At 61.7% G+C, this 15,611-nt stretch carries 18 protein-coding genes; 3 read left to right on the forward strand and 15 right to left on the reverse strand.

Features of this window, described 5'->3' with window-relative positions:
* Window positions 1–96 precede the first annotated feature (96 nt).
* The 13 genes from ACW4DH_RS08640 to ACW4DH_RS08700 form a co-directional block, all read right to left on the reverse strand.
* Entirely contained in the window at window positions 97–252 is a 156-nt protein-coding gene (locus ACW4DH_RS08640; RefSeq protein ID WP_459635985.1) for a DUF1328 family protein, read from the reverse strand.
* A gap of 152 nt (window positions 253–404) precedes the next feature.
* The gene (lpxL, locus tag ACW4DH_RS08645) at window positions 405–1,319 is read right to left on the reverse strand and encodes an LpxL/LpxP family Kdo(2)-lipid IV(A) lauroyl/palmitoleoyl acyltransferase (protein WP_459635986.1); all 915 of its coding nucleotides are present in this window, start codon (window positions 1,317–1,319) and stop codon (window positions 405–407) included.
* 56 nt (window positions 1,320–1,375) lie between these two features.
* Window positions 1,376–2,464 carry an alanine racemase gene (gene alr, locus ACW4DH_RS08650; RefSeq protein ID WP_459635987.1) on the reverse strand — a complete coding sequence of 363 codons (1,089 nt, stop codon included), beginning with the start codon at window positions 2,462–2,464 and terminating at the stop codon, window positions 1,376–1,378.
* 116 nt (window positions 2,465–2,580) lie between these two features.
* Window positions 2,581–4,032, reverse strand: a complete 1,452-nt coding sequence (locus tag ACW4DH_RS08655) for a TolC family outer membrane protein (protein WP_459635988.1) — start codon at window positions 4,030–4,032, stop codon at window positions 2,581–2,583.
* Window positions 4,033–4,338: 306 nt separating this feature from the next.
* The gene (rpoS, locus tag ACW4DH_RS08660) at window positions 4,339–5,316 is read right to left on the reverse strand and encodes an RNA polymerase sigma factor RpoS (protein ID WP_459635989.1); all 978 of its coding nucleotides are present in this window, start codon (window positions 5,314–5,316) and stop codon (window positions 4,339–4,341) included.
* Window positions 5,317–5,430: 114 nt separating this feature from the next.
* Complete coding sequence (locus ACW4DH_RS08665) at window positions 5,431–6,609, reverse strand: peptidoglycan DD-metalloendopeptidase family protein (RefSeq protein WP_459635990.1); 1,179 nt, start codon at window positions 6,607–6,609, stop codon at window positions 5,431–5,433.
* Window positions 6,602–7,543, reverse strand: coding sequence for a DUF368 domain-containing protein (locus tag ACW4DH_RS08670; protein ID WP_459635991.1), 942 nt, complete (start codon window positions 7,541–7,543; stop codon window positions 6,602–6,604). Before ACW4DH_RS08670 ends, ACW4DH_RS08665 begins: the two co-directional genes overlap by 8 nt.
* Window positions 7,540–8,232 (reverse strand): protein-L-isoaspartate(D-aspartate) O-methyltransferase, encoded by a 693-nt coding sequence (locus tag ACW4DH_RS08675; protein WP_459635992.1) that lies wholly within the window; start codon window positions 8,230–8,232, stop codon window positions 7,540–7,542. The genes ACW4DH_RS08670 and ACW4DH_RS08675 overlap by 4 nt, the downstream gene beginning before the upstream one ends.
* Window positions 8,219–8,965 carry a 5'/3'-nucleotidase SurE gene (gene surE / locus ACW4DH_RS08680; protein ID WP_459635993.1) on the reverse strand — a complete coding sequence of 249 codons (747 nt, stop codon included), beginning with the start codon at window positions 8,963–8,965 and terminating at the stop codon, window positions 8,219–8,221. The genes ACW4DH_RS08675 and surE overlap by 14 nt, the downstream gene beginning before the upstream one ends.
* A gap of 27 nt (window positions 8,966–8,992) precedes the next feature.
* Window positions 8,993–10,036, reverse strand: a complete 1,044-nt coding sequence (gene truD / locus ACW4DH_RS08685) for a tRNA pseudouridine(13) synthase TruD (RefSeq protein ID WP_459636330.1) — start codon at window positions 10,034–10,036, stop codon at window positions 8,993–8,995.
* Window positions 10,037–10,038: 2 nt separating this feature from the next.
* A complete protein-coding gene (gene ispF, locus ACW4DH_RS08690) occupies window positions 10,039–10,530 on the reverse strand; it encodes a 2-C-methyl-D-erythritol 2,4-cyclodiphosphate synthase (protein ID WP_459635994.1) in 492 nt (163 codons plus the stop codon).
* Complete coding sequence (gene ispD / locus ACW4DH_RS08695) at window positions 10,521–11,258, reverse strand: 2-C-methyl-D-erythritol 4-phosphate cytidylyltransferase (RefSeq protein WP_459635995.1); 738 nt, start codon at window positions 11,256–11,258, stop codon at window positions 10,521–10,523. Before ispD ends, ispF begins: the two co-directional genes overlap by 10 nt.
* The gene (locus tag ACW4DH_RS08700; protein ID WP_459635996.1) at window positions 11,255–11,557 is read right to left on the reverse strand and encodes an FtsB family cell division protein; all 303 of its coding nucleotides are present in this window, start codon (window positions 11,555–11,557) and stop codon (window positions 11,255–11,257) included. Before ACW4DH_RS08700 ends, ispD begins: the two co-directional genes overlap by 4 nt.
* Window positions 11,558–11,653: 96 nt before the next feature.
* Between ACW4DH_RS08700 and ACW4DH_RS08705 the strand changes: the two genes are divergently transcribed.
* The gene (locus ACW4DH_RS08705) at window positions 11,654–11,965 is read left to right on the forward strand and encodes an NGG1p interacting factor NIF3 (RefSeq protein ID WP_459635997.1); all 312 of its coding nucleotides are present in this window, start codon (window positions 11,654–11,656) and stop codon (window positions 11,963–11,965) included.
* A 19-nt stretch (window positions 11,966–11,984) separates the two neighbouring features.
* Here the strand turns inward: ACW4DH_RS08705 and ACW4DH_RS08710 are convergent, their stop codons facing one another.
* The gene (locus ACW4DH_RS08710) at window positions 11,985–12,557 is read right to left on the reverse strand and encodes an NUDIX hydrolase (RefSeq protein WP_459635998.1); all 573 of its coding nucleotides are present in this window, start codon (window positions 12,555–12,557) and stop codon (window positions 11,985–11,987) included.
* Between the two features lie 103 nt (window positions 12,558–12,660).
* Here ACW4DH_RS08710 and ACW4DH_RS08715 point away from each other — a divergent pair, with 103 nt between their 5' ends.
* Together ACW4DH_RS08715 and ACW4DH_RS08720 are read left to right on the forward strand one after the other, a co-directional pair.
* Window positions 12,661–13,284, forward strand: a complete 624-nt coding sequence (locus tag ACW4DH_RS08715; RefSeq protein WP_459635999.1) for a CoA pyrophosphatase — start codon at window positions 12,661–12,663, stop codon at window positions 13,282–13,284.
* Between the two features lie 42 nt (window positions 13,285–13,326).
* Window positions 13,327–13,986, forward strand: a complete 660-nt coding sequence (locus ACW4DH_RS08720) for a 2OG-Fe(II) oxygenase (RefSeq protein WP_459636000.1) — start codon at window positions 13,327–13,329, stop codon at window positions 13,984–13,986.
* Window positions 13,987–14,117: 131 nt separating this feature from the next.
* Here the strand turns inward: ACW4DH_RS08720 and ACW4DH_RS08725 are convergent, their stop codons facing one another.
* A complete protein-coding gene (locus tag ACW4DH_RS08725; protein WP_459636001.1) occupies window positions 14,118–15,431 on the reverse strand; it encodes an MFS transporter in 1,314 nt (437 codons plus the stop codon).
* Window positions 15,432–15,611: the final 180 nt, after the last annotated feature.

A 15,611-nucleotide genomic window follows, 5' to 3' on the forward strand; every position in this document is an offset into this window, starting at 1 on the left:
GCCTGGCGGCTCACGCCATACATGCTAGCCATAAGCAACAGGGCCCGCGATTCCTCGCGGGCCCTGTTGCTTATGGCTTTGTTTCTGTCTCGCGGACTATTTTCGGCTACGAATAAAGGAAATGATGAAAAGCACCAGGAACACAAAGAACAGCACCTTGGCGATAGTCGCTGCCGCTCCGGCAACCCCCCCGAAACCAAGCACCCCCGCAATGATCGCAATGACGAGAAAAATAATCGCGTAGTTCAGCATGATTCATGCATCCTTGTTCAGCTTGGGTTTCCCTACCGGCCAATCGTTGGCCTCGGTTACGTCTTAGAGAATCGTAATGTTTTACCGGAACGTCAAGTCGACAACGTGTCTTCTCAACATTGCATCACGAATCCGGCGTCTTTTTCAGCACATCAATAAAACTTGGCCTCGCCTGCCGGGCGCGTCTTGAAACGTCGATGCAGCCATAGATACTGCTCGGGGTGGCGGCGGATGGCCGCTTCGATGACCGCATTGACCTGAGTGGCATCCGCCACCTCGTCGCCGGACGGGAAGTTTTCAAGCGCCGGCAAATATTCCAGTGTATAGGTGCGGTTATCGGGGTTGCGGTGAAAGATTAGCGGCATGACGGGGGCGCCGGTCATGCGCGCGATTTTGGCGGTCAGCTTGATCGAGGCCGCCTGAATACCAAAGAACGGGGCAAAGACGCTGACGTCACGCCCAAAGTCCTGATCCGGTGAATACCACACGGCATGCCCCGACCTGATGCGCCGAACCACACCACGCAGATCACGGCGATCGATGGCCTGGCCGAAAATGTGCGAGCGGGCCTGCGTCATGAACCGTTCGAACAGCGGATTGTCATGCGGGCGATACACGACATCCGCCGGGAAGAACAGCGAGTGCAGCGCTCCGCCAAGATCCAACGTCGAGAAGTGAATGCCGATAATCAGCGCGCCCTTGCCCTCGGCCATGGCCTTCTGCATATGTTCGGCCCCCTTGAAGGTGACGCGATGGCGAAGATGCTCGGGATCACGACACCAGCCGGTAGCCGTCTCGAGAATCCCGATACCGTTGGCGATAAAGGTTTGCCGCACCAGCCTTGCCCGCTCGTCCGCTGTCTTCTCCGGGAAGCACAGTGCCAGATTGGTTTCGGTGATCCGGCGTCGGTCACTGGCGAAACGCCAGGCCAGTAGCCCGATAACGCGTCCGATGCCCAGCTTGAGCCGCCAGGGCAGCCAGGCGCCGCTGCGCATCAGCAGGATAGCCAGCCAGGTCGGCCAATAGCGGGGGTGAGCGAAGTTTGCAGGGAAGGCTTTCTTGGCCATGTCACTCTCGGTTCAACTGAATGCGCCCATTGTAGCGGATTTACGCCACACGTCGGCTAACCGGCCTCGAGATAGCGTCGGGGCACCCGCGGCAAGACTCCCGTTAGCAGCGTATAGCTGATCGTATCGCAATAACGCGCCACTTCGTCCACCGCAAGCCCCGCCCCCCATAGCGTGACCTCGCTACCGATATCCGCCTGGGGAAGCGCGGTCAGATCCACCGTGAGCATATCCATCGACACCTTGCCGGCCAGTACCGTGCGCTGCCCGTCGACCAGGACCGGCGTGCCATCGGTGGCATGGCGGTCGTAGCCATCGCCATAGCCGGCGGCCACCACCCCGATACGTGAATGACGTGGCGCTCGCCATCGGCCACCGTAGCCCACCGGCTCGCCTGGTGCCAGCTCGCGTGTCGCGATGATCCGCGAACGTAGCGTCATGACCGGCTTGAGCGAACGGCTGGCATCGTTGGCACCCTCCAGGGGATCGCTGCCATAGAGCATGACACCCGGACGATTCCAGTCTCCGTGAGCCTGAGGCCAGGCTAGCGTGGCGGGCGAATTGGCCAGGCATACACGGGCGTCAAGCCGAGAGCGGAGGGTCTCGACACAGGCCATCTGGGCCTCGAAATAATCCGCATCAAGCGTATCGGCCGTGGCGAAGTGGGTGATCAAATGCAAGTGGCCCACCTGCTCGGGGGCTGTCTGCAAGCGTCGCCATACCGTCTCGAATTCACGAGGGGCGAAACCTAGCCGATGCATGCCCGAATCCAGCTTGACCCAAGTGGGAATCGGTCGCCGGGGACGATAGGCCAGCAGCGCCTCGACCTGCCATGGGCTATGCACGGCCGTCCATAAGCCCAGCGCATCGATAAGCTCAAGCTCACTCGGCTCGAAGAAGCCCTCGAGTAGCACCAGCGGTTTTGTGATGCCTGCTTCGCGAAGCGTCACGGCCTCCTCGATGCAGGCTACGGCAAAGGCCGGTGCGAGGTCTTCCAGTGCTTTGGCACAAGCCACGGCGCCATGGCCGTACGCATCGGCCTTGAGCACCGCCAGCGCCTGGCTATGTGGCGCGAGATCGCGTGCGACTCGGTAATTGTGGCGCAGCGCATCGAGATCGATATCAGCGTATAACGGCCGTGGCATGCCGGAACTCCCTACACGAAGGAAGAGAAACCATCACCTGGCGGGGCGAATACATGACCTGCGACTCCTCGTCATGCGCCGATTCGGAGCATGACGAGGGGCGACGGAACAAAGTCTCAGGGAGTCGCCGGCCGGGTCGGACGAGCGCCGATATTCTCCCCATTGCGACCCGTTGCACCACTGTCTGGCAGTGTCAGAGACACGGCCTGGTCTTCGCGCAACCATTCATTCAAGTTTTGGACGACTTCGGGCTCGAGAACTCCGGCCTGTTGACGCAGCCCCAGCAGGTTGATGAGGTAGTCGTAACGCGCCTCGGCATAGTTGGCCAGAGCGTTATACAAGTTCTGCTCCGCCGTGAGCACATCGACGATATTACGCGTGCCCACCTCGTATCCCGAGCGTGTCGCCTCGAGCGCGCTGCGGTTGGAAACGATCGCCTGTCGGCGTGCCTCGATGGTTTCCACGTTGTTGCTCACCAGGGTGAACAACGAACGCACCTGCTGGGAGGTATCGCGACGCTGGGACTCGAAATCGTACTGGGTCGCTTCCAGTTCGTAGGTATTCTGACGGATATAGGCTTGGGTGGAGCCGCCATTGAAAATCGCCCAGTTGAGGCTCAGGCCCACCTGGGCGCCTTCGTTATGGCCTTCGATACGATCCTGATCGTTATCGGAATACTGGTAGTTGGCAAACGCATCCACGGTGGGATAGCGCTGCGAGCGGGCAATATCCACTTCGATGCGTGACAGGTCGATCCCTTCCTGGGCGGCTTGCACGACGGGATTGTTGGTCATGGCCATTTCCACCCAGGCATCACGGCTGACGGGCTGGGGAGGCTCGATAGGAATTTCCTCAGCCAGCCCCTCGATGCTTGCGTAACGCTGCCCGGTCAATTGTTCGAGCTGTTCGAAACTGACTTGCAGGTCACTCTCGGCCGCGAGGCGCTGTGCCCGTGCCAGGTCGAAGGTCGCCTGTGCTTCATGCACGTCGGTAATCGCAATCAGCCCGACCTCGAACTGCTCGCGCGACTGCTCGAGCTGGCGCTGGATGGCCTTCTCTTGAGCGACCAGCGCATCAAGGACATCCTTGTCGCGCAGGATCTCGAAATAGGCTACGGAAACATTGTATAACAACTGTTGCTGCTCACTTTCGAGCAACAATGCCTGCTGGCTGATCTGTTGATCCGCCAGCTTGAGTTCGTAAAAATTGCTGGCATCGAACAGGGCCTGAGTGACTTCGAGGCCCGCCGAAACGGAATTATAGCGGTCATCGCTGGCCGAAGAACCACCTCTCGTAGCGCCTGCCGTCGTCTGACTCTCGATGGCCTCACTATGCGATGCTTCGCCGCTGGCCCCTAGCTGAGGCAGCAGATCCCCACGCTGAACGTCACGGGCCGCCTCGACACTGCTGAAGGTCGCTCGGGAAGAGTTCAGTGCGGCATTATTGGCCAAGGCATCGCGCGTGATGGTCCACAGGTCGGCGGCTTGTGCCTGGGAGGCAAAGGAGACAGCCAGTAACAGCGGCAGGAAGCGGAACTTGACGATCGACGATGACGGATCTTGCGACATCGGAGCATTTCCTTTCATGGGACGGCTATACCGTCCGGTTGGCGACACACCGGCTGGCAACAGAATCCTAGCAACCCCCTTGGACCGAGCTCAAAAATGGCTGGAGCGCGCGCAGCGCCAGGATCTGTACACGCCGGGTAAGCGGCATTATGGCCAAAAACGCGCCATCTGCCCTAAGAACAGTTTACATACAATGCCGCATGTATGAATTCAGATCAATCTGTCAGCGTCTTTTGCTACTAAATAATAGCGACGCCCCCTGTCGTCAAACGAACAGAGGGCGTCAGCGGTCAACCTAACTCAGTCTTACTCGAAAATGGATTCCAGGGACAGGCCCTGCTTCTCCAGTACGCGCCGCAGCTTCTTCAACGCTTCCACCTGGATCTGGCGAACACGCTCACGGGTCAACCCGATCTCCTCGCCCACTTCCTCAAGCGTTGCAGCCTCGTGTCCGCGCAGGCCGAAGCGGCGGATGACGACTTCCATCTGCTTCTCGGTCAGTTCGGCCAGCCATTCGTCCACGTGCTGTTTGACATCGTCGTCGACCAGGGTGGACTCGGGGCCCTCCTCGTTTTCATCGGCCAGCGTATCGATCAGCGGCTTGTCGCTTTCACCGCCCAAAGGATAATCCACCGAGGAGACACGTTCGTTGAGCCCGAGCATTTTCTTGACCGTCCCCACCGGCTTGTCGAGATGATCGGCAATCTCTTCGGCGGTGGCTTCATGATCGAGCTTCTGAGTCAGTTCCCGCGATGCACGCAGGTAGATATTGAGTTCCTTGACGACATGGATCGGCAAGCGAATGGTACGCGTCTGATTCATCAACGCCCGTTCGATGGTCTGACGAATCCACCAGGTGGCATAAGTGGAAAAGCGGAAGCCGCGTTCGGGATCGAACTTCTCGACCGCGCGAATCAGTCCCAGGTTGCCTTCCTCGATAAGGTCCAGCAGCGACAGTCCCCGATTGAGATAACGTCGCGCGATCTTGACCACCAGACGCAGGTTGGACTCGATCATGCGCTGCCGTCCGGCAGGGTCGCCCTTCTGGGCGAGACGGCCGAAATACACTTCTTCTTCGGGAGTCAGCAACGGCGAAAAACCGATCTCGTTGAGATAGATCTGCGTGGCGTCAAGACTTTGATGGTAGGTGTTTTCCTCGCGGTTCAATGCCTTCTCGAAGGCGCTTTCATCCTTGTCATCCGCTGAGTCGTCAGCTTCGGTCTGTAAACCGCTGTCGACGGTATCGAGCTCAACATCCTGAATATCCTGTTCAAGCATGCTCATATCCTTACCCCATTGCTGTAACTGCTGCCATTTGACGCGACCGCCGCACACGGCCATCAATGCGGCGGCTTGACCTGTTGTTGTTATGGCGCCGTCGTGTCGGTTCTGCCGTGCTTAGCGCGACGGCAGAAACTTCAACGGATCCTGAGGCTGACCGTCCTGGCGAACCTCGAAATGCAGCTTGACCCTGTCGGCATCGGTTTGGCCCATGGTGGCAATCGTTTCTCCCGCTTCGACGACGTCATTCTCCTCGACCCGCAAACTCTCGTTGTGGGCATAGGCACTTAAGAAATGGTCGTTATGCTTGAGAATGATGAGATTACCGTAACCACGTACTCCGCTGCCGGCATACACTACGATGCCGGGCCCCGCCGCCTTAACAGGTTGCCCCTTTTCACCGGCGATATCAATGCCGGCGGTGATACTCGCACTCTCATTAAATCGTCCAATGACCTCTCCGCTAACGGGCCATTGCCACGGCACTTCCTTGACCGGCGTATAGGTGCGCGAGGCCCGTGATTCAGATGTAACAGCCGGCTCCGCGGCACCGGCCTGCGTAGCCGGTTCAGGCTGCGCTCCCGAGGAGTCCGATGCCCTATCTTCACCTGCACTATCTTTACCTGCATTGGATGACACTGGTGTGTCAGCCGCTCTCGTCGATGAATTCTGCACCGATGTGGAAGGCGCCTGGGCGGACGTCACCGTGGATGCCTCGCGCTCTTGAGCTATAGCGGCCTGCTCGGCACGTTCGCGCGAGGAGAGCTCGCCGCTCGACCCGGCACTGGCATAATCGTAAACAGGCCCCGGCCCCTGCGCGCCTCCCGTCGCGGCTGCGGCCGCCAAGGCCCCGCTACTGGGTTGAGAATCCTCCTGGCCCGTCTGGCGGGTCAGGCGACGATTGCGTTCGATGGCGCTCTCGTCAGGTGCCAGCCAGTCTGCGCTGCTGCCGGTCGCCTCCGCCTGCTCGCCTCCCAAGGGCGTCATGACCACACCTTGCGGGGTATCATCGGCAGCCAGCGTTTGAGAACCGGCCCCCGCCTGCAATTGCAGCACTTGCCCCGACTGCAAGCGATAGGGTGGCTTTATGCCGTTGAGCTGGGCAAGCTCACGAAAATCCATATTCGCCTGCCAGGCGATCCCGTACAGGGTTTCCCCCGCCTTGACAGTGTGGGTGGCACTCGTCTGGCGGGTATGACTGGCCGACAGGTCACGCACTTCCGGCACACCGCCGGAAGTGGCACACCCCTGCAGTCCCAACGCCACCACGGGTACGAGCCACAGAGTCTTACGCATTGGAACAATCCTTCTTGAAAGGTGATGAACTACGCTCGCCAACGATTAATACCAGGACCAGACCGAATAACATCAGTCCGACAGCCGGCAGGAGCTGTGCGGGTTCACCGGTAATCGTGGTGTAATCGCCAGGCAACAGATACCGATAATCCAAAGGCACGATCTGGTCCTCAGGCCCCAGGCGGTAACTGACCAGCTCTCGCCATGGCCAGAGTAAAGGGAGCGAACCAATAATGAAACCGACCAACAGCTGCAGCGTCGCGGTGCGGTAATGGTGAAACAGCCACGACAGGAGTCGGGAAAAGGTGAACAGCCCAATCAGGCAGCCGACACCGAACTTGACGATCAGCGCCAGGTCGAAACTCTTGATGCCTTCCATCACCGTGCCATAAAGCCCCATGACCAGCAGCAGGAAACTGCCCGAGACACCGGGCAGCAACATGGCGCTGATCGCGATCGCTCCGCCGACGATCAACACCCAAGTATCGGCCCCGGCCGCCGCAGGCAGGATGTTGGGCAGAATCTGCGCGATCAGCATTCCCAGCAGCAGGGGCAACACATACCAGAACCGCCACCCGGACATCTCGCGGCTGACGACCACGGCCGATGCCAGCACCAGGCCGAAGAAGAATGCATTGAGCAACAGTCCATGCGACTCCAGCAGCCACGTCACCAGGTGAGCCACACTGATCAGGCTGACCGCGATGCCCAACATCAGCGGGATCAGAAACGCCAGATTGAGATGTACCATCAAGCCGCTAAATCCTTCACGGCGCCAGACGCCGAAAGCCCCAGGGCCGAACTGGCGAATGGTGTAGATCAGCTCTTCGTAAATCCCCGTGACGAAGGCAATGGTGCCGCCCGACACGCCCGGCACCGCATCCGCGGCGCCCATCCCGGCGCCTTTCAAAAACAGTTTAAGCGATCGCTTCACCGTATGACTCCTTCCAGTAGCGGCACAAACCGGACTTCCTCGAGTTGCACATGTTCCAGCGATTCGCCGCGACGGCGAACGCGCGTCAGCCACTGACGACCTTGCGCGTCTTCAAGCGGCGCGATCAGCGTTCCACCATCACGCAGTTGCGAAAGCAGCGTTTGCGGTAATTCACTGGCGCATGCCGTCAACAGGATCACGTCAAAGGGAGCATCCTGCGGCCAGCCGTTACCCCCATCGGCATGACGCAACTGCACATTGTTGGCCTGCAGTTGCGCCAGGCGCGCACGCGCACGCGCCTGTAACGCCGCAATCCGTTCCAGGCTCAGGACCCGCGGCACCAGGCGGGCCAGCACCAGAGTCTGATATCCCGACCCGGTGCCGATCTCCAGCACTTTCTCCGGCTCGGCCGCCAGCACCAGCTCACTCATGCGCGCCACCATCCACGGCTGCGACAGGGTCTGCCCAAACCCCAACGGCAAGGCGGTATCCTCATAAGCACGGTGCGCCAGCGCCTCATCGAGGAACAGATGACGCGGCTCGCGCGCCAGCACCTCCAGCACCCGTGCATCAGCGATTCCCGCCGCTTCCAGGCGCCGCACCATACGATCCCGGGTACGCTGCGAGGTCATGCCGATGCCGCTGACCTGCCGAGGGCTGAGGTCCGTCCGCGGACTAAGACAGTGCATCCAGCCAGCCCTGTACGTCAGTGAGCGCCGCATGGCGGGTCAGGTCGGTCTGCAAAGGCGTGATCGAGACATATCCCGCCTCGATGGCCGCGAAGTCGGTATCCGGGCCATCGTCGGCATTCTCGCCCGCCGCGGCAATCCAGTAACGATCGCGCCCGCGCGGATCCTGGACGCGGATCGGCCGCGTCGCCGGACCACGATAGCCCATGCGCGTGACGCGAAATCCCTTGAGCTGTTCCCAGGGCAAATCCGGCACATTGACGTTGAGCAGGCTGCGCGGCGGCAGTGACAACGTGTCGGCGGCCCCGACCAGACTTGCCGCGACCCGCCCCGCCGTCTCGAAGTGATGCGCGCCGCACAGCGACATGGCGATGGCCGTCATGCCCAGGTTACGCCCCTCCATTGCAGCGGCTACCGTCCCCGAATAGAGCACGTCGTCACCCAGGTTACCGCCGTGATTGATGCCCGAGATCACCAGGTCGGGTTTTTCGTCCCACACCCCGTTGACCCCCAGGTAAACGCAATCCGCCGGAGTGCCATCCACGCTATAGAAGCCGTTATCGAGTGCCGACAGCGCCAACGGCCGCGTCAGGGTCAGCGAGTTGCTGGCCCCGCTCATGTCACGATCCGGCGCCACCACCCGCAGGCGGGCATGGCTGTTCAAGGCGTCATACAGGGCGCGCAGTCCCGGAGCATGAACACCATCATCATTGGACAACAACAGCTTGTGCATGCGTGCTCCTCGTTATCCTTATCCGGCTCACAGGCTCGGATGCATCATCAATTCACGCAGGACCGAGGTGGCAAAGCCTCCCCTCGGCAACTGAAAGGAAAGCCGGGCCTGGTGGGCATCGCATTGCATGACGGGTGCGGCCAGACGCAAGCGTAACGGGCGGCGATCCATACGCACGCCGGCCCGCTCGAGCCCCTCGGCCAGCGGCGCATGCCGTCTGGCGATGGCGGCCTCGATCTCGGCGGCCTCTCCCTCGCTTTCCAACGGGCCACTGCCCCACAACATCCCGGTGGGATGGACATCGAGCTGGCGGGCACGCTCACGCAACGTCGCATCGACTTCCGGCGCGGCAAAGCGGCTGGAGCTGCCGTCCAGATTGAGCGCCTCGCCAGGCAGAGGCGACGCCCAGGTGCCGTTTGCCACGCGGGCGGCCAGCAGCTCATTGAACAAGAAACTGCGTGCGGTGGAGAGCATCAAACCCTGCGGATCGTCTCGCTTGCGCCAGCCCTTGGCCAGCAACGCCGCGGCCCGCGAGAGATTACGCCCGTCAGTTCCGAAGCGCTGAGGGCCGAAATAGTTGGGCACCCCGTCCTCGCACAGCCTTTGCCAGCGTGCGGCGAACTGCGCATGAGCGACGGCGTCACCGGTGATCCGCAGCTCGAATCGGTTGGCGCGATGGACACCACGCTTGAGCTTGCGCGGATGACGCACCTGCTCGAGCAGGCGCACCGGCGTATCACCCAGTCGCGCGGCAAGATCCTCCGGCGCCTCGCGCCCCGGCAGATGAACCGACAGCCATTGGCGCGTCACCGCAGTGCGATCCTTGAGCCCCGAGTAGCCCACGTCCCGATTCTGGACCTCACTGGCCCGCGCCAGACGCTTGACCAGCTCCAGGGTGGTCAGATCGCGTTTCTCGACCCACAGCCAGAGGTGTTCACCTTGTCCTTCGGGAGTGAAATCCAGCAACTCCTCGACGACAAAGTCCTCGGCAACGCCGCGATAATCGCCCGTTCCCAGCACAGCGCCATGCGCCCGTGGCCAATCCGGCGGCCAGCTCGAAGTGTTCGTCAGCGTCACGAGGCCGAGTCCCGCGCCTGAAGCAGCACTACCGCCTCGGCGGCAATGCCTTCGCCGCGCCCGGTAAAGCCCAGCGTCTCGGTGGTCGTGGCCTTGACGTTGATGCGCCCCTCGGTCACGCCAAGGTCTGCGGCGATGCACTCGCGCATGTGCGGAATATGTGCGGCCATCTTCGGGGCCTGGGCAATCAGCGTGGCGTCGAGATTGCCCAGCCGATAACCGGCGGTATTCACCAATGCATACACTTGACGCAGCAGGTCACGGCTGTCGGCGCCGGCCCAGGCATCATCGGTATCCGGAAAGTGCTGGCCGATATCGCCCAGCCCGCAGGCGCCGAGCAGCGCATCGCAGATGGCGTGCAGCAGCACGTCGCCATCGGAGTGGGCGATGAAGCCCTGCTCGAAGGCGATCCTGACGCCACCGATCATCAGGTGATCGCCTTCGCCAAAGCGATGAACGTCGAAACCGTGGCCAATTCTCAGGGACATAAATCAGACTCATCGAGGGAACGGGAAAGGTCGGAGGCGACCTGCTGGGCGGCGAGAATTCTCGCTGCCATGGACAAGTCTTCCGGGTGGGTGATCTTGAGGTTGTCGCGGCGTCCAGGCACCAGGCGCGGCGCCAGACCCAGCGCCTCGACGGCAGAGGCTTCGTCGGTGATCTCGATACCCCGCCGACGCGCCGAAATCAGCGCATCGCGCAGCAGGCCGTAACGAAACCCCTGCGGCGTCAGCGCATGCCACAAACCGACACGCGACTCGGTAGCCGCGACGCGACCTTCGGCATCGGCACGCTTCATGGTATCCGCCACGGGGGCCGCCAGCAGCCCACCCACCGGGTCTGACTGCAGCACGTCCCGCAGACGATGCAAATCCTCCACATGCACGCAGGGTCGAGCCACGTCATGTACCAGTACCAGATCATCCGACGCCGCGACTGCGTATAGCGCCTCCAAGGCATTGCTCACCGAATCGGCACGCTCGGCGCCGCCGTCGACACGCTGCCACTCGGCAAAAGGCACCCAGGCGGGATCGAAGTGGGTATCGTCAGGATCCAGGCATAGACACAGCCGCGCATCGGGAAAGGCCGCATAAAGACGTGCGAGCGTATGCGCCAGCACCGGCCTGGCATCGATGTCGAGATACTGCTTGGGGCACGGCGCGCCCATGCGGCGCCCCTGCCCAGCCGCCGGCACGATCAGCCATATGCCACTCATGGCGCCGACTTCCTGGCATCGATGTCGACGCCCGGCACCCAGAAAAACTGTTCGTCGCCACGCACCATGCCGATATCGCTGCGTGCACGCTCCTCGATGGCGTCCAGTCCGTTCTTGAGGTCGACCACTTCGGCGGCCAGGCGCTCATTACGCGCCCGCAGTTGTACGTTCTGCGCTTCCAGCGTGTCGGCCCGGGCCTGGATATGGCTGAGCTCGCCCATGCCGCCTTCGCCGGTCCATAAGCGGTACTGCAGCAGACCGATGAGTACGATCAGTGCGATGAAAACCCACTTCAGCATCGAAGCTTCCTGTCCGGAGGTGGTCAATGCCAGGCATTATGCCATTATCACTGGCGTTGCGCAGGCGTAGCGCCGGCGAGTCAAAAGGAGAAAAGCATGTTCAAACTGGCCTTTTTCGTACCACTCGACGCTGCCGAAGCGGTCAAGGAGGCCGTCTTTGCCTCCGGTGCCGGACGTATCGGCAATTATGAAGCGTGCTGCTTCCAGACGTCCGGGCTCGGCCAGTTCCGTCCGCTCAATGGTGCCGACCCGCATATCGGCCAGGTCGGCGCATTGGAACAGGTGGAGGAATTGAAGGTTGAAACGGTCTGCGACGATGCGCTGATCGGTGCCGCCGTCGCGGCTCTCAAGCAGGCCCACCCCTACGAGGAGCCGGCCTACGAGGTGTGGCGGCTCGAGAACATGTGAGCCACGCGGCCGTTAAGCGCTACTTCGGTGGCAACGTCTCGCTACCGAAGTAACGCTTACGCTCTTCGAGACCGATATCGCTGACATGCAGCGGAAAGCTGTCTCTGGGCCGGTCTTCGAAGTAGTGACGCAGCGTGCGCTCGATGGTGGGAAAGGCCAATTCGTCCCAGGGAATCTCGCGCTCCTCGAATAACGCCACCTCGAGACTCTCCGGGCCGGCGGCGAAGTCACCGACCAGGTCGGCGAGAAAGATCATGTAGACCTGATCGATATGCGGCAGGTTGATCAAGGTGTAGAGGCTCTTGATCTCCACTTCGGCGAGCGCCTCTTCCCAGGTTTCACGGGCAGCCGCCTCGACGGTAGTTTCGGCGTTCTCCATGAAACCTGCCGGCAGCGTCCAATAGCCGTGGCGTGGCGCGATGGCCCGCCGGCACAGCAATATCTTCTCCCCCACGACCGGTAGAGTGCCCGCAACGATACGCGGATTCTGATAGTGAACAGTGTCGCAGGCATCGCAGAAATACCGTGGGCGATCGTCTCCCTCCGGGATGGCAAAGCGCACGCGGTGCCCACAGTGGCTACAGAAATTCATGGAAGTCCTCGCACGGCTTTGCGACGGTCGGGCATGTTGCGAGCTCCCGCTTGACGCCCTTCGCGGGGCTGTTTACAACAGCAAGAAACCGACTGGAAATTGCATGTTAGATAAACTCCACGAACGCCTGCAAGCCCATACACCCCGCCGGCTCTCCTCGGCACTGCCTCAGGCTGCGGTATTGCTGGCCATCGTCGACCGCCCCGAACCCTCGCTGATTTTCACCCAGCGCGCCACCCACCTCAAGCAGCACAGCGGTCAGGTGGCCTTTCCCGGCGGCAAGGTCGAGCCCAGCGATGCCAGCCTGTACGCCACCGCCCTGCGCGAAGCACACGAGGAAATTGCCCTGCCGCCGGAGCGGGTAACGCGATTGGGCCAGCTCAGCGACGTCATCTCGCTGCATGGCATTTGCGTCACGCCTTTCGTCGCATGCATTCCGCCGGACCTACCGCTCAAGCCCGACCACAACGAACTCGACGCCATTTTCGAGGTGCCGCTGACGGTGTTCTTCGAGGATCAGCGCAGTCACACGGACGTCATTGTCATCGACGATCAGCCCCACTACGTGCCCAGCTACGCGGTGGAGGATTATGTCATCTGGGGCCTGTCGGCGATGATGCTGGTCGAACTGCTGGCGGTGGGATTCGGACAGACCATCAGCCTGGAGTATGCTCCGGAAGGCAGCCCACTGCGCCATCTGCCGGTGCGCCGTAACCGGCCGCATTGATCCCGCACCCATGCGGTCTTTACAGCGCCAAGGAGTTCCTGCATGTCCGATAGCACGCAACCCCTGCTCGATACGACAGCGCTACCGGCGCTGGTAGACAGCCTGGTGGAGCGCGGCTGGTACCTGGGCGAGGCATTCATCGATACCGGCTTGTGCCGCGAATTGCACGACGAGCTACGTCTTCTCGAATCTCGTAGCGCCCTGGAAGAGGCCGGTATCGGACGCGGCGGCGAGCACGCCCTGCGCCGCGATATCCGCGGCGACGCCATCCGCTGGCTGGACCGCGAAAGCCATGCTCAGCGGCGCTATCTGGAAGTCATGGCCCGCCTGCAGCGCGAAATCAATCAGGCGCTCTATCTGGGGCTGTTCGAATTCGAGGCACACTTCGCCCACTACCCACCCGGCACATTCTACAAGAAGCACCTCGACAGCTTCCGGGGACGTTCCAATCGAGTGGTTTCGACGGTGCTCTATCTCAACTTCGACTGGCCCGAGGATGCAGGCGGAGAGATGGCGCTGTTCGATCCTGTCACCCCGCAGGCCGAGATCGCTCGCGTACGTCCCGAAGCCGGCAACTTTGCCTGTTTCCTGTCGGAGAGCGTGCCTCACGAGGTCTTGCCGACACGCCTGCCGCGCGCCAGTATCGCCGGCTGGTTCCGGCGCAATGCGTCACTGAACGGACGCATCGATCCGGCGCGCTAATGCCCCCGAGAGCCGGTGATTCGCGATCTGCCGGCTCCGACACGTCCTGTCGTGACCCGATGAATGTCATCACGATGCGGCCCGAAGCCGCGAACTCTTCGGACAGCATGGCCTTTGGAAATTGATGCAATCTAGAGTACCGCTTTGTCCTCGGCCCGGTGTGTCTCCTCGGGCACCACTTGGAGGAGATCCTCAACCTGCTCGTGCTCGATGGCACCCTGGACGAGTTCGTCGGTGACGTTGAGCTCGGCCCCCACCACCGACTGCGGCGGGTTGGGTGTAAACGGCGCCATGGGCACCGGCGCGGGGCGCACGCTGCGCCGCCAGCCGAAGAACGCCACCAGCGCTATACTCAGTCCCGCCAGCGCGAGGAACAGGCCCTGATCACCGACCCAGGTCATCAACGGCGTGATCAGCGGCGGGCTCAGCGTAGAACCGATGGCGTTGATCAACAGCAGTCCCTGGCTCATGCGCACCAGTGCCCCGGCCGGCGCCCGATCGGCGGCATGGCTAACCGCCACCGGATATAGCGCGAAGGAGCCACCGCCCAGCAGAAACAACAACACGCCCAGCCACACCGGATTGGCGGGCAGCAGCACGATTGCCACCGAGATCGCCGCAGTCACCGCGCCGATCAGGATCAGCACCAACTGGCGATCGTGACGGTCGGACCAGCGCCCGATGGGATACTGCAGCAGCATGCCCCCCAGCACGACCATGGCCATCATATGGCCGATACGCGCCACCTCGAACCCGCTACGCTGCAGATACAACGGCATCAGGCTGTAGATGGCTGCGACCACCAGTCCCGAGCCGAAACAGCCCATGACGCCGGTGGGTGTGAGCGTGATCAGGCGCAGCGGAGGTAACGGCTCGGCATGCTCGATCAGCGGCGAGACGCGTGGAATCACTGCCAGCGGCAGGACCGACAGTGCCGCCAACAAACCGATCAGCATGAACGGTAGCGTCGCCTCGGCCGTATCGGTCGCTCCCAGCAGCAACTGGCCGAGGACCCCGGCGGCATACAACGAAATCATGTACAGCGCCAACAAGCGTCCGCGCACCCGGGTATCGGCAGCGGTCAGCAGCCAGCTTTCAACGACCAGATACACTCCCACCGTCGCCCAGCCACCGACCAGGCGCAGCAAGAACCATAACGGCGCATTGAGCCACATGCCCTGCAGCAGCACGGTGACCGCCACCAGCGTGGCGAAACAGGCATAGGCGCGGATATGCCCGATACGCAGCAACAGCCGATCGTTGAACAGCGCGCCCAGGGCCAGGCCTATGTAGTACGACGCCGACACCCAGCCGATGGTCATGACCGACTCGCCGGCGGCATCGAGACGTAGCGGAATCAGCGAAGCCAGAAATCCGTTGCCGATCCCCAGGATGAATAGCCCCAACAGCGGAGCCAGCGCCATGGCGAGCAATTGCCGTGACATTGCGCAAAGCCTCAACAAGTCATGAAAACAGAAAACCCGTTGGCCATTGTCACACAAGCTGACAAGGCGAATACGCCGAAGAGGCGAGTTTTACAGGGGTAAATAAGCCTTCTAGCACGGATTTCAACCCGGCACGGCCAGCCCCGACGATATCGCGAAACGCGCCCTGCCTACCGGGCC

It is taken from the genome of Halomonas sp. WWR20 (assembly GCF_054602495.1).